The organism is uncultured Nostoc sp. (assembly GCF_964245575.1).
GTDB lineage: Bacteria > Cyanobacteriota > Cyanobacteriia > Cyanobacteriales > Nostocaceae > Nostoc.
In genome coordinates this window covers 1-14818 of the sequence record NZ_CAXTNP010000200.1, presented here as the reverse complement: position 1 = coordinate 14818, position 14818 = coordinate 1, and the positions used below count along the sequence as shown (strand labels likewise).

The 14818-nt window shown below is 41.9% G+C and carries 10 protein-coding genes and 1 pseudogene; 5 read left to right on the top strand and 6 right to left on the bottom strand.

Going from position 1 to position 14818, the window contains the following annotated elements:
- Positions 1-551: DUF3137 domain-containing protein (locus ACFFAP_RS26295; protein ID WP_375513983.1), on the top strand; the 551-nt coding region annotated here is incomplete at its 5' end.
- A gap of 273 nt (positions 552-824) precedes the next feature.
- Positions 825-1943: a ferrochelatase gene (locus ACFFAP_RS26290; protein WP_375513982.1), complete on the top strand. Its 1119-nt coding sequence runs from the start codon at positions 825-827 to the stop codon at positions 1941-1943.
- A 170-nt stretch (positions 1944-2113) separates the two neighbouring features.
- Here the strand turns inward: ACFFAP_RS26290 and ACFFAP_RS26285 are convergent, their stop codons facing one another.
- The gene (locus ACFFAP_RS26285; protein WP_375513981.1) at positions 2114-2659 is read right to left on the bottom strand and encodes an NADPH-dependent FMN reductase; all 546 of its coding nucleotides are present in this window, start codon (positions 2657-2659) and stop codon (positions 2114-2116) included.
- A gap of 516 nt (positions 2660-3175) precedes the next feature.
- On the opposite strand from ACFFAP_RS26285, the gene ftsH reads away from it, so the two are divergent.
- Entirely contained in the window at positions 3176-5086 is a 1911-nt protein-coding gene (gene ftsH, locus ACFFAP_RS26280) for an ATP-dependent zinc metalloprotease FtsH (protein ID WP_375513980.1), read from the top strand.
- A gap of 323 nt (positions 5087-5409) precedes the next feature.
- Here ftsH and ACFFAP_RS26275 read toward each other — a convergent pair whose 3' ends face one another.
- From ACFFAP_RS26275 to ACFFAP_RS26265, 3 genes and pseudogenes are all read right to left on the bottom strand, one after another.
- Entirely contained in the window at positions 5410-5934 is a 525-nt protein-coding gene (locus ACFFAP_RS26275) for an RloB family protein (RefSeq protein WP_375513984.1), read from the bottom strand.
- A gap of 73 nt (positions 5935-6007) precedes the next feature.
- Positions 6008-7294, bottom strand: coding sequence for an ATP/GTP-binding protein (locus ACFFAP_RS26270; protein ID WP_375513979.1), 1287 nt, complete (start codon positions 7292-7294; stop codon positions 6008-6010).
- A gap of 233 nt (positions 7295-7527) precedes the next feature.
- A pseudogene (locus ACFFAP_RS26265) lies at positions 7528-7761 on the bottom strand (pentapeptide repeat-containing protein); the annotation flags it as partial.
- Positions 7762-7895: 134 nt separating this feature from the next.
- Here ACFFAP_RS26265 and topA point away from each other — a divergent pair.
- Positions 7896-10067: a type I DNA topoisomerase gene (gene topA, locus ACFFAP_RS26260; protein ID WP_375513978.1), complete on the top strand. Its 2172-nt coding sequence runs from the start codon at positions 7896-7898 to the stop codon at positions 10065-10067.
- A 20-nt stretch (positions 10068-10087) separates the two neighbouring features.
- On the opposite strand, the gene ACFFAP_RS26255 is transcribed toward topA, so the two are convergent.
- Positions 10088-10609 carry a phosphoribosyltransferase gene (locus ACFFAP_RS26255; protein WP_375513977.1) on the bottom strand — a complete coding sequence of 174 codons (522 nt, stop codon included), beginning with the start codon at positions 10607-10609 and terminating at the stop codon, positions 10088-10090.
- 142 nt (positions 10610-10751) lie between these two features.
- Between ACFFAP_RS26255 and ACFFAP_RS26250 the strand changes: the two genes are divergently transcribed.
- Positions 10752-12209, top strand: coding sequence for an MFS transporter (locus tag ACFFAP_RS26250; protein ID WP_375513976.1), 1458 nt, complete (start codon positions 10752-10754; stop codon positions 12207-12209).
- A gap of 63 nt (positions 12210-12272) precedes the next feature.
- Here ACFFAP_RS26250 and ACFFAP_RS26245 read toward each other — a convergent pair whose 3' ends face one another.
- On the bottom strand, positions 12273-14621 hold the full coding sequence (locus ACFFAP_RS26245) for an EF-hand domain-containing protein (RefSeq protein ID WP_375513975.1): 2349 nt from the start codon (positions 14619-14621) through the stop codon (positions 12273-12275).
- Between the last annotated feature and the right edge of the window lie 197 nt (positions 14622-14818).

Here is a 14818-nt window from a genome sequence, read left to right as displayed (position 1 = left end):
TTAGATTATTAAAAATGAGTCCATATATATTTGGCAGTATTTTACAAGGTAAAAATATTGAATATAAAAAATTTGAAGGTGAAGTTTTTAGAAATCAATTTAACCGTGCAAGTGTAGTATTTAAAGGATTATTTTTTAAAGCTAAGTTTAACAAAAATCTACAAACTGTTACAATCGTTCAGCCAAAATTTATTAACGCTAACATTCATACTATTAATCTTACTAAAAAACAGGAAATTAAATTAGAAGATCCAGAATTTGCTAAAATATTCACTGTTTATGGTGATGACCAAATAGAAGCACGTTATGTCTTATCTACTAGTTTAATGGATAAAATAGTTAATTTTCGCAAGAAAACCAACAGAAATATTTATATTTCCTTTGTTGATGACATGATATACATAGCCATTGAAGAAGCAGTAGAAAATAATATATTTGAACCTAATCTATTTAAAAGTGTGTTAAGCTTTGCGCCTTTAAGAGAATATTTTGAAACTCTTAACTTGATGTTGGGAATTGTTGAAGACTTAAATCTGGATAAACGCATTTAGCAAAAACCTGCACCAAATTAATTTCACTAAGAACGCGGCTTTTTGGCATCTTAAGCACTTTCGCTATTCCAGCAGCATAGCAGATGCCGCATTGATTCAATTCCCAATGCCCAATAGCCTACGTAAGTTTTGTATGTCTTTTGATGTATTATCTTAATTTTCCCACCTATCCTATCCCCCTGGATGGGATAATAAGTTATTAGTGGGGAAAATGTACAAACTATTCCCTGACTTTATATTTCTCTGCACTCTGGTTATATTGAGGAACTAATTGTGGTTGCCACGCCGGAAAAAGTACAACACACCCACGAGCATCTATCAGGTAAAGACCGTGTAGCCGTACTGCTTATGGGCTACGGCGAAGTCGAAAGCTATGAAGATTTCGCCAACTATAACGAACAGGCTTTAAATCTACTGACAGCAAAATTTGCGCCAGTACCAACCTGGATTTATCCCCCCCTGGCAAAGCTTTTGGCGCTATTTGACCGCCACGAGTGGGGACACACACACCACGATTTTATCTCCCCACACAATGCCATCTTTGAACAGCAACGGGCTGGGATCGAGAAGAATTTACAAGAAAAATGGGGTGATAAAGTCCAAGTTTTCAAGGCTTTCAACTTCTGCGCCCCTTTTCTACCTAATCAAGTTTTAGCAGAAATCAAAAACCAAGGCTTCGAGAAGCTACTGATTTACCCACTGCTGGTTGTTGATTCTATCTTTACCAGTGGGATTGCGATCGAGCAAGTTAACAATGCTCTAGTTGAGTTGACTGATGGTGAAGAACACTGGGTGAAAGCACAGCGCTACATTCCTTCTTTCTTCAACGAACCAGCTTACATCGATTTGATGGCTCATCTGGTTGAAGAGAAAATTGCTGAGTTAGCCGCAGCTTATTTACCTTCTCAAATCGGTATTGTGCTAATGAATCATGGCTGTCCCCATAAAGCTAAAGGCTTTACTTCTGGGATTGCCGAAAGTGAAGCAATGTACGATTTAGTTCGGGATAAGTTGATTAATCGTTATCCTTTAATCTCGGTGGGTTGGCTTAATCACGACACGCCCCTAATTGATTGGACACAGCCAAATGCCGAACAAGCAGCAAATAACCTGATTCAACTGGGTGCAAAAGTGGTAATTTTTATGCCAATTGGCTTTGCCACAGAAAACCACGAAACTTTATTGGATGTACATCATATCATCCATACTTTAGAGAAACAGCATCCTGGTACGAACTACGTGCAAATGGCTTGCGTTAACGATCATCCAGAATTTATGGCAATGGCAGCCCAATGGGCTGATGTTCATATTGCAGAGTTGTTGTCAGAGCAAGCTTTGGCAGTTAATCCCCAACTCGCTGGGGATCACCATCACCACCACCATCATCATTAGACATAGGAATGAAAAAGAATGTACAGACATAGCATTGCTACGTCTGTACAAGGGTTCTAGTAACGCATATTTAATTTCACCAGATGTCTATTAACGTGCATCTTTGAGAAAACCGCACGGATCATTAAGTTTAGTTTTGTAGGGTGGGCAAAATTTTGCTCACCCTACAACTAATTTACACCCCGTAGCTTACGAGTATTATCAACTAAACTCTGAGCAAATTGGTCAAATCTTTGCGAAATTTTCTCATCTAGTAACTTGCCTTCAGGACTGAAAGCACCCCAAGCTTGTCCGATCGCAATTTGTTCGGGAATCACCCAACCATGCACCCATCGGACAATTAGCCGTAGGTCATTTAAAGCATTACTATTAGACTGACCCCCCAATACGCTGATTAGTCCTGTCACCTTATCAGACAGTTGCTCAAAGCTCATCAAATCTAGGGCATTTTTCAGGACACCACTAACCCCACCATGATATTCAGGTGTCGCTAAAATTAACCCATCGGCGCGGCTGACTGTATCTTGCAAGCGCAGAACATCTGGGTACTCTGGATACTCCTTAGCAGCAGTGCAAAACGGTAGCTGCAACTGCCGTAAATCGAGAATTTCTACCTCTGCACCGAGGGCTTCAACCCTTTGTACTGCTACTTCTAAAGCAAGCTGGGTATATGAGTTGGGTCTTAAACTACCACCAATGCCAACAATTCTTACCATAATTAACCCACAAACTATTAACTAGCTACTATTACCAAATTTAGTAAAAACGGAATCGTTATGACTATGCTTATCTTAGCGATTTGTGTCAGAATGTGTCAAATTAATATCTACTGAGAGCTGGGGACTGGGGAAGATGAGGGGCAGTAAGTCTTTGCCCAATACTTCGGCTTACTTCGACTTCGCTCAGTACAAGTACCTCGGCTTTGCCCAACTCGAAGAAGAGGCTTGGCCCTAAGCGTAGCTATGCCGCAGGCTTTACGGCTACGCTCTCCCAAGGCTCGGCACGAGTGCGAGAGTACAAGTGCCCAATGCCCAGTCTTAACAGCTGCATAAATCAAGATAATGATCTAGGTTGCTCAACTTTATGCGATCGCCAGAAGAAACTTGGGAATGGTTTTGTGTGGAAGTTAGACTAGATAAGAAAAGTGTAATTTCCAGTTATTACAATTTTTGGTAGAAGAATATGCATAAAACCATAGCTCAACTTGTGCCAGCAGATAAAGGGTAATTATTATGACAAATTTGGGAAAAAAAGCATTGATAACAAGACAGTCGTCAAAGCGCGTTGCTTGGGTTAGTGCGTTGGCTAAGCCCGCCTTCGGCATCGCAGCTAGTTTGATTATGGTACCAGGAATTTTCGGGAGTACTCCCGTCTTGGCGCAAAAAGCAGAAAGCACCTCTTTAAATTATGGCGATTTGATCAAGAAAGCGAAGGCGGGAGAAATCCAAAAAGTAGAGCTTGACGAAACTGAACAGCTAGCAAAGGTTTATCTCAAAGGGCAAAAGCCTGATACACCACCGCAACAGGTGAGACTTCTGGCACAAAACACAGAGTTAGTTAACATCCTCAAAGATAAGAATGTTGATTTTGGTGAAGTTTCCTCAGCTAATAGTCGAGCTGCTGTTGGACTGTTGATCAATCTCATGTGGATTTTGCCACTGGTGGCTTTAATGCTATTGTTCCTGCGTCGCTCTACTAATGCTTCTAGCCAAGCGATGAATTTTGGTAAATCCAAAGCTCGCTTCCAAATGGAGGCAAAAACTGGAGTAAAATTTGAAGACGTAGCCGGGGTTCAAGAAGCTAAAGAAGAACTCGAAGAAGTTGTTACTTTCCTGAAACAGCCTGAAAGATTTACCGCCGTAGGCGCACGTATTCCCAAAGGTGTGCTGTTAATTGGCCCCCCTGGTACAGGTAAAACTCTACTAGCAAAAGCGATCGCAGGTGAAGCTGGTGTACCATTCTTCAGTATTTCCGGTTCAGAATTCGTAGAAATGTTCGTCGGTGTGGGTGCATCTCGCGTGCGCGACCTCTTCAAGAAAGCCAAAGAGAATGCCCCTTGCCTAATATTTATCGATGAAATTGACGCAGTAGGTAGACAACGGGGTGCTGGTATCGGTGGCGGTAACGACGAGCGCGAACAAACCCTCAACCAACTGCTCACCGAAATGGATGGTTTTGAAGGTAACACAGGCATTATTATTATTGCTGCCACTAACCGCCCAGATGTTTTAGATACAGCGTTACTCAGACCGGGACGCTTTGACAGACAAGTGATGGTCGATCCACCTGATCTCAAAGGACGACTGGATATTTTGAAAGTCCACGCGCGGAATAAAAAAATTGATCCTAGCGTATCATTAGAAGCGATTGCTCGTCGCACTCCTGGTTTTACTGGCGCAGACTTAGCCAACTTACTCAACGAAGCTGCCATTCTCACTGCAAGGAGGCGCAAAGAAGCTGTTACCCTTTTAGAAATTGATGCTGCTGTGGATAGAGTCGTTGCAGGTATGGAAGGTACGGCCTTAGTAGACAGCAAGAGCAAGCGGTTGATTGCCTATCATGAAGTTGGACATGCTTTAGTTGGCACATTCCTGAAAGGGCATGACCCTGTGCAAAAAGTTACACTTATCCCACGGGGGCAAGCATTGGGATTAACTTGGTTTACTCCCAACGAAGAACAGGGGTTAATTTCGCGTTCCCAACTCAAAGCCAGGATTACCGCTACTTTGGGTGGTCGTGCTGCCGAGGAAATTGTTTTTGGTAAGCCAGAAGTGACCACAGGTGCAGGCAATGACCTGCAACAAGTTACAGGAATGGCGCGGCAGATGGTGACACGCTTCGGGATGTCAGAATTAGGCCCATTGTCACTAGAAAATCAAAGTGGAGAGGTATTTTTGGGACGTGACTGGATGAATAAATCAGACTATTCTGAGGAAATTGCCGCCAAAATTGATTCACAGGTGCGCGAAATTGTTAACAATTCCTACATTAGAGCAATAGAACTGTTGCAACTCAACCGCATAGTTTTGGAGCGTTTAGTAGATTTGTTAATAGAACAGGAAACAATTGAAGGCGATTTATTCCGCAAAATTGTTGCTGACAATACCCAGGTAGCCGATGCACAAGTGGCTGTACCTCATTAGGGAATAGTTGACACTCCCTAGTATACTGTGGCGGAAGTTTGCCTACCTTTAACAAGAAGATTTTGCCCCAAGTCTTGTTAATTGAGATGGTAGCTGGATTTACGCTGTGGGGTACTAGTGAAAATCCAAAGATTCAGATTCCCGACTTTTTAAAAAAGTCGGGAATTTTCCTGGACAAAAGTCACAAAGCTATCCCAGCCTTCCCAAAAACTAGCACATATAAAGTCTTGCCACTGTAAAGCTTAGGCTTATTGTATTATATAGATACAACTAATGTAGTGCAAGGGGAAATGGACATCATGAAACAGCTACTCCGAGTCTATTTACAGAACAAACTTGTTGAGTTCCTGTACTAATAAATGCACCGTTGTTGATGGATTATCTTTGGCTGGAGTGTGAGGAGCATATTGTTTAAGAAGATTTTCAGCATTTTTAATAGCAATAGCTTGCTTATCAAATAGCTCATCATAAATCGTTTCACTATTTTTCTGATATGTCTGACCAAATAAAGAAGTTAGTTTCCTCAGATAATCACTTCGAGGAATACCAGTGTGAAGAAATTCAAAATGCAGGACATACCATAGTTCAAAAGCTTCATTAGAATAAGCTACTTCAAACCCTTCACCCTTAGCATTTTTAATAGCGTTATTAAAATCTTCTATAGTCCAAGAATTACGATCAAAAACACACCAAACCTGATCATACGCTCCTTGCTTATTCAAATCCTTGGCGCTTTGCACTAGTTTACTTGGATTTTCTCCTACACCCTGCACGTCTATTTCAGCAACATTCTTGGGTACACGAAAACTCCTAAAGTAGTTAGGTTCGGTTTTTGATCCTTCACACACAATCAAGAATCTCTGCTTGACTTCCCTTGTATTAACTTTTCTCAGTGAATATCCACGAGAGTTTGCCTTTCTTCTAGACATTAGAGTCAATTAGATCATTCAAATTGCCGATATACGGAATTGCGCCATATCTACCTTGAATATAATCACTCTCAAATGGTGCATCGTCAGGTATCTTGTATTCTGCTAAAGAGTACAAATCTGTTGCACCATATCTATTCTTTTCAGTAAACCAAATCTGATCCCTACGAAAAAGCTTATTGTTAAGCAAGTTGGTATCGTGAGTCATGAATATTAACTGAGCATTATTTTGATTCGTTTCATTAGAATTAAATAATTCAACAATTGCACGGCTGATCAAAGGATGAATTCTAGCATCGAATTCATCAATGATTAGAACTTTACCATTTGTCAGTGTATCAATAAGAGGCCCTGCCAAAGCAAAGACTTTTTGAGTTCCTTCAGACTCTTGCTCTTCTAAATCAAATATCTCTGTAGATACAGGATTTCCTTCGCCATCAAATTTTTGGTGCATAGTTTGAACTGATATTACTTTTCTGCTACCATTTTTTAGAATGTAGTTCTTTATTTCATCTGGCAATTCTCTAGAAAAAGAATCAGCAGTAATTTCACTTTCCTCTACTTTGATATCGCCAAATCCTAAATCTAATTTTTTGAGTAACTGAAAAATTTCATCTTTATGTTTATTATTCATTAAACAACTAACTGTGTATTCTAGATAGCCACTATCATTTAAACCTGAGGTAATTTTGACTCTGTTTGTCAGCCAATCTAAGATTTTCTCTGCAATCTGGACATTAAATTGAGCAGATACAGATAAGAAGAGGGCATTATGTCTTGTCTTCTGCTGAATACCATCAGCTTTATATGTTTTAGAAATACTAATCTTGTCCTGTTTGCGCTCAAAAAGTTTAGTTTCTCTTGATTTAGGGACATAAAATAACCATTCAGAGACAACTTGATCGCGAGTTGCCTCGAATCCATATCTATATCTCTTGTCATTCATTAAAAATATTATTTCAAAAAAAGATGGTTTAGCTTCGGTTTCAGTGCTAAGTTTAAATCGCTCAACACCTATTTTTTCCGTGCTTTGAGTCTCTTTAGAAGAATTGATCATAAACCATCTCATGAAATTTAAAGCTGTAGCTAGGTTACTTTTACCACTAGCATTTGCTCCATATATTGCGGCGCTTTTAAGTAGTTTTAAATCATTATCTACTTCAAAAACGTTATTTTCATCAAGCTTTTTTTCTTTTGCGACAAGGTTAGCTGCCACCATACTAAAGGTGACTTGTTCTTTAAACGATCTGTAGTTACCGACACTAAATTCAATAAGCATAGTATGAAGTTTAGGCTTCAGACAGAAATCTGTGAATAAATAGTAATTTACTGCCTTAAGAGTAGCAATAATTGGTTGAAGATGCTAAATTATAAGATCGTTTTTATCGTGTACAAATGTACTGTTATTAAGGTATGCAGCATAGTAAATGCCTGCACCGGACAATTGGCGGTTTTGTTGCAAAACTGACGCTAGATACTTAGAAGTGAAGCAAAGGTTTAAGTACAAGAAAATTACTTCAGATAAATTAGCAAGTTCAATCCCAGAATTGTACGGAAAAGTGCCCACAAAACTAGGGTGATGTAAATTAAACCTAAACTCCATTGATACCAAACAAGTGCAGACATGATACTTGGTAAGTGTTTGTCTCGTAGGCGGATGTCGTTAAATCCTAATTTAACTAGGTTGTTGAGGCTAAAATCATAATAGTTGAGCCAGTTCCAACGGTGATCGCTTTGGAGGAGCATCATTTACCTCTAAACTGAGTTGAGCAATTTCCCAAGCTTTTTGGTACAGTATTCTAGAAAATCCATATCACGAGAATAGGCGATCGCTCATCGCAATTGCCAGTTTATTGCTCAGAATCAAGAATGCAGTTGCTATGATAAAACGCCTGCTTGTGGTCGAGTCTCCCGGAAAAGTCAAAAAACTCAGTCAAATTCTGGGTTCGGATTGGAAAGTTCTAGCCAGTTGTGGTCATATCCGCGAACTCAGCAATGAAGGGGACGATTCCTTAGGCTTCGTCATGGACGGCAGTAATGTGCGGTGCAATTACGTCCCGCGTGACCAACGAGCAAAAGAAACAATCCAGAAGCTCAAGTCTGCGGTGAGGCAGGTTGATGAAGTTGTCTTAGCAACTGACCCAGACCGGGAAGGCGAAACAATCGCTTGGCATCTCAAAGAAACGCTGGGTTTAAGGGAACCGAAACGAGTAATTTATACTGAGATTACAGCATCTGCGGTGCAGAGTGCGATCGCTAATCCCAGAAAGCTAGACCAAAACTTGATCGGTGCTGGGCTGTGTCGAGATTGCCTAGATAAGTTGGTGGGTTATAAAGGTAGCCCTTTAGTTTGGGCATTAAATAACGGCGCTAAGAGTGTTGGCAGAGTTCAAAGCGCGACGTTGCATCTGATTTGTCAGCGAGAAAACGAAATTCTGACTTTTGTCCCCCAAGATTACTGGAGTGTCTGGGTAGATTATGCTGAAGGATTTCGAGCTTTTTACAAAGGGACGGTCGATTCTGCAAAAGATGCAGCAGAACAAGAAACTGAAACTCATGATGACGCGAAGGTAGGTAATAGTCCAGAAACACCAGAGTCTAAGCGCGTTCTTTCCGAAGCAGAGGCTACACGTTTAGTTGAAGAAGCACTGCGGCATCCTCATCAGGTGATTCATTTTGAAGGAAAAATCGTTAACCGCCAGCCACCTCCACCATTTACAACTTCCAGCCTTCAGCAAGCAGCCGGTTCAAAGTTGAGGTTTGCTCCTGACAAAACTATGATTGTAGCCCAAAAGCTTTATGAGGCAGGGCTTATCACATATATGCGAACAGACTCAGTAATGCTGAGTCCAGAATTTTGTGCCAGCGCTCGTAAATGGTTGGAGCAAAATGATCCGCAGAATGTACCGCAGCAAGTCGCCAAGCATCGCAGTAGCAAATCGGCTCAAGAAGCACATGAGGCGATTCGTCCAACTGATGTGTTTCGTCCCTCTGTTCAATTGCGCTCTGAACTTCCTGATGATGAGTTTAATCTGTATGTGATGATTTGGAAACGGTCAATTGCCTCTCAGTGTCGTGCTGCCCAATTGCGTAAAACTCAGGTGATTACTCAGTCTGGTTCCCTACTGTGGTCAGCCAGAGGGCAAGTAATTGAATTTTACGGTTATGCTCGGTACTGGAACAATCTCAGTAAGGATAGTGTTTTACCTTCATTACAACAGGGACAAGCATTGAAACTGGAGAATGCTGGACATGAGAAGAAGCAGACCCAGCCACCACCGCGTTATAGTGAACCAAAATTGGTGCAATTGATGGAACGTAAAGGAATTGGTCGCCCAAGTACTTATGCTCCTACTGTTGCTACTTTAAAAAAACGCAATTATGTGGAGTTGAAAAAAGACCATCTGCAACCAACAGCGTTAGGGTTAGAAGTTGATGCGTTTTTGCTCAAAGCATTGCCGGATTTACTAGAGGCGGAATTCACAGCGAAAATGGAGGATGCTCTTGATGCCATTTCCGAAGGAAAGAATTTTTGGCAACATTATTTAACTAGTTGGAATCAAAATTACTTTGTACCAGCGCTCTCCAAAGCTAAAACTGTAGTTGCGAGTTCCTCAACAGGTAAAGCTAATGTGATAAGCGAGCGCAAATATGAAACTTCCAAGACGCGATGCCCTGAATGCAAAAATTTTCTCGCCAAAATTCCGAGCAGTAAAGTTAAAAAGAAATATTTCCTCAAATGCACAAAAGGCTGTGAAAATGTCGTGCTGTTTTGGAGCGACTTTAACAAAACTTGGCAGCCACCACAAACTAAAGCAGTCCAAGCTGAGAATCAACAAAAGCCTCCCGTGAAGATGACGGCATATCCCTGTCCAGTATGTAAGAAACCTCTAGAGGAGTACAGTTATATCAAAGAGGGACAGAGTAAAACAATGTTGCGATGTTGTGACCCACAATCCCGTAAGGATACCAAACATAAAGATGTGGCTTATTTCAGTACGCAAAAAGGGTGGTGGAGTCCTAAGTTTGGGGAGTTAGGAGTTAAGAATTAATAACTCCTCACTCATCACTTCTAACTCCTGACTTTATTTACCTTACGCGCAAGTTCTGCGATGTTCATCTGCTCGTAGTGTTCAAAAGGTTGGTGAATCCAGGGGTTGTCAGCCAAGTAATCCACATAATAATCAGGTGCTATAACCGAACAAGCTTTATACCAAAGAACGGCAGTGCGAATTTCTTCAATTGGGGAATCATTATTTTGCTTGAGCCAAGGTATAGTCTGTTGGAGGGTGATCCCAGAGTCTACTAAGTCATCAACTAGGAGAATGCGCGAACCTAATTTTTCGGTGGTCATTGTCAAGTGGCGGGAGAAAATTAAATTATTTCTTTCTTGCTTACCAGTGCCACTGTAAGATGAGGTTGCTAAAATTGCCAGTGGCTGCTGGTATATACGGGAAAGAATATCTCCAACTCGTAGTCCTCCTCTGGCAAGACAGATTATCTGGTTGAATTCCCAACCGGATTCATAAATCTGAATAGCTAGTTGTTCAATTTTTTGGTGATAATCTGACCAAGAAACATAAAGGTCTGGCATAAGTCTAACGGGAGTGGTAGATAGCTAGTATTGAAGGCGATGTCTACGATGGTCACTGAGGTTGCCGTTCGCGCAGCGTCTCGTAGAGAAGTGCGGGTTACACCTACGCAAACTTTTTATTTTAGTATGAGTGCAAGTTATTATGAACGATTCTGCTGCTGATGGCGATGCCCAACAAGATCCTAAGAGTGAAAAACTTGACTTAAAAACAAAGCTGGCTTACGGTGCAGGAGATTTAGGCCCGGCAATTACTGCAAATATCTCTGTCTTTTATCTGCTGATTTTCTTTACCAATGTCGCTGGTATCCCTGCGGGTTTAGCTGGCACGATTTTAATGATTGGCAAAATCTGGGATGGCGTAAACGATCCGCTTGTGGGGTTCCTGACTGATAAAACGAAATCTCGTCGCTGGGGCCGTCGTCTTCCCTGGATGTTTTATGGAGCAATCCCCTTTGGAATTTTCTTTTTGTTGCAGTGGATTGTACCGCAATTTAGTGCAAATCAGAGTGAGAATATTTGGCCGCTGTTCTGGTATTACGTAGCGATTGGGATTCTATCTCAAACGTTTTACACGGTTGTGAATTTGCCTTATACGGCGATGACTCCAGAACTAACTCAAGATTACGACGAACGCACCAGCCTTAACAGCTATCGCTTTACATTTTCCATTGGTGGCAGCATTCTGTCATTCATTTTAGCGGGAATTGTTTTTTCGCAGATTGCCGATCGCCAACAAGCATATCTCGTTTTAGCAGCAATTTGTACTGTAATTTCGATTTTAGGATTATATTGGTGCGTTTTTGGAGTCCGCGATCGCATCCTAGCTTTTGAGGCTAAACGCATCCTAGCCGAAGAACCTGCATCTCTCCCCTTCGGCGAACAGCTAAAAATTGTCTTTAGCAACCGACCTTTTTTATTTGTTATTGGTATATATCTTTTTTCTTGGCTAGGTGTGCAAATTACAGCCAGCATTATTCCCTATTTTGTAGTCAATTGTATGGGTCTTAAATTTGAATCAGATGTGCCCATAGTACTGATTGCCGTGCAAGCAACTGCCCTACTGATGCTATCTGTCTGGGGTGCGCTGAGTAAAAAAGTCGGGAAAAAAGTTGTTTATTTTCTGGGAATGAGTTTGTGGATTATAGCCGCCGCCGGACTATTTTTCTTAAAACCTGGTCAAATAGTTTTGATGTATTTGATGGCTGTTATGGCTGGTATTGGTGTGTCCACAGCTTATCTAATTCCCTGGTCGATGATTCCAGACGTGATTGAATTAGATGAACTGCAAACTGGACAACGCAGAGAAGGCATTTTTTATGGCTTCATGGTTTTGTTACAAAAATTTGGTTTAGCTTTCGGGCTGTTTTTAGTGGGAAATGCTTTGCAAGTATCGGGTTTTAAAGAATCTGTAGCCGGAAGTCCACCACCCACTCAACCTGACTTGGCACTGTTGGCGATTCGTATTGCTGTTGGGCCTATACCTACAGTTTGTTTGCTTTGTGGCTTAGTTTTAACGTATTTTTACCCAATTAGCCGCGAGATGCACGCAGAAATTATGCTGAAACTCAAAGAACGGCAACAGAAGAGAGGGGAATTTTAATTAATTCGTAATTCGTAGTTAAGAATTAAATTACGAATTACGAATTATCAATTACGAATTATTTTAGGTGGTTTCTGTAAACATGCCGGTTCGGGCAAACTCTTCTTCTTCAGGGGTGAAGAGGGGAGCTTTATCGGCAAGTTCAGGCTCAAAGTAGTATGTCTCTTGCAGAAACTCTCCACGGATGACAGCTTCCTCCAAATCCTTAATGTGGTTCTGTGCAACTATACATGCTTCTTTGAGGCTATTTTCATCGCCCTTTTGCAACAGCTTTGGCAATTGGGTTTTCACTCCTGTGAGGCGTGCTAATGGCTTGAGCATTCCATAAATATTGTAGATGCGAGCAGTTTCGATGCTGGTATATTTGAGGGCATTCGCTCTTGCTAGCTCCGAGTCAAGGCTGGGCCAAAAACGGGTGGTGTAAAATGCCTTCTCATCCTTGTGATACCACTCTTCCGATCGCGCAATCGAAGAAGAAACGGTATTATGTAGCTTCCAGAAGAATAAACGCAGAGATGAACCATCTACCACGGTGGATAACTTTGCCTGCATTGACACCTCAAAGTCAGTCAGGTTAGGATCTCGCCCAAGCACAAGGTACTCGACAGGATACATATCCACTTCCTTATTCTGCACAACGTACATATTCAGGTGATGGCGGCAATAGGGACAAGGGTACATGGTGGCAAACAGTTGGAAGAAGTCCTTGAAGATTGCTACTGCGGCTTTTTGCTGTACGTCGGTCTTGGTAGACACGATTTCAGCCGTGGTGTGGAAGAAACGCCACACTGCCGGGCCGATGTAATACGGAAAGCTGACGCGCATTTGGGAATCCTTCACCTCAGTCCGATTTAGATAGACATCAATGAATGCTACATACTGCGAGAGTGCGCCTGATTCTCGCCCAAATTCTAGGCGTTCGCGCCGTTTCTGCACTCCATTCAGGTAGTGATGCGTTAACCGCCATGCTTGTTTGAGCATCAGTTTCTGTTTGGGAGTGCAATGGAGAAAGTTTTCGGCAACATCTGCTCCGTAGCGGTTAAATTCTCCTGATTTTTTTGTGCAGTCATACCACTCATCCAAAGCCGCCTCATCAGGTACGGTGTTCCTTGGGATATCTGCTGCTGTAGAGACACTAAACGCTGCTAACAACTTCGGCATAAAATCTTCATACCAGTATGCCACTGGCATCATTGCACCATCTACTTCCTCCGTTGCCTGGGAAAGGATGACGCGGTTCCACTTCAATAAATAGTCCTTGGGATTTCCCTCAGATTTAGGTGGTGGTGGTGCCATTTCTTCATTCATTTCTATTCCTCTGAGCCGATTAAGCTCGTTAATGGCCAGCACACCTTCCACGATGTCACCTAAGCTGAGACTTTTCTTTTTGATGGTAATTGCAAACTCGACTCCGGCAGCAAACTTTTCTTTGACATTGGCAAATTTACTTTGCGCCTCTAAAATCGCTTTCTCCTCTGCCAACATTTCTGGTGTCTTTGCCACTGTTTTCCAGTCTTTGATGCGTTTTTGTAATCGAGCATATTCATCGGCAATCGATTCAACCACTGCATCCAGCACGGGGTAGCAAGCCTCGGACACCACACCTAATTTTTTGTAAAGCGCGATCGCCTGCTTGACAAATTCCACAAAGTCAGTAATTCTGTATGGCAGATTTTTGACGCGCAAGTGAGTTTCATGGTTGGCGGAGAAACTTTCACGGAAGCTACGGTAAGCTGCTCCTTGAATTAGACGAAACAGACCAATCTGCATTTGTAAGCGGGAGGTTCCGCTTCTTTTCTGATTCGGTGAGTTTGGGTGTTGCGCTAACTGTTCTCTTAGCTGTGCTAATTCTGGAGTCGTGTTGCTGGTTGCTTCTTGTAAAGTAGGCTGTGTGGTGGCGACAACTGCTGTATCATTAGTGGTAACTGTTTTGAGCGAACTCTCAAGAGAAATTGGTGAGTCTTTATAGCCTGTTTTGCTCTCTGACTCATCTGGCACTAGCTGACAGAATTCATCAAAGTCTATTGAGGCATCGCCATCATGATCTACTTCCTGTAACATCTCTTTCAACTCAGCGTCTGTCAGCCCAAATTGACTCATTACTGTCCGCAATTCTACGGCAGTAATCTGACCGCTACCATTCTCATCAAAGGCACTGAAGGCTAACTTAAGGCGGCTTTGGCGATCGCCTACCTTAGCGATCATCAGCGTTTTAAACTCTTCAAAGTTGATAGTGCCTGACAAGTCAACGTCAATCTCTTTGATTAAGTCACGCAGCCCCGTTTCCGTGGGATTTTGTCCTAGCGATCGCATTACCTCCCCCAGTTCGTCGGTTGAGATCGCACCGTTGCCGTCTACGTCTAATACCTTGAAAGCTTGCCACAGTTTTTCTATTTCTTGCTCATTAATCATAGTTTTGTTCCAATTCCATAGGTGTCATTAATAAATTTTTTAGCATGTTTTCTTACAAGAACTTCAATGCTGTGTAGTTATGTTAAATAAATAGCAAGTATCAATAGGGACTGAATTTAGTCTCAACGTTACTTGCAGTCGCCGATTCGTAACAAGTTAAGGATTTTTGCAGTCTGTCAATAGTCAAAGAGCGGGCG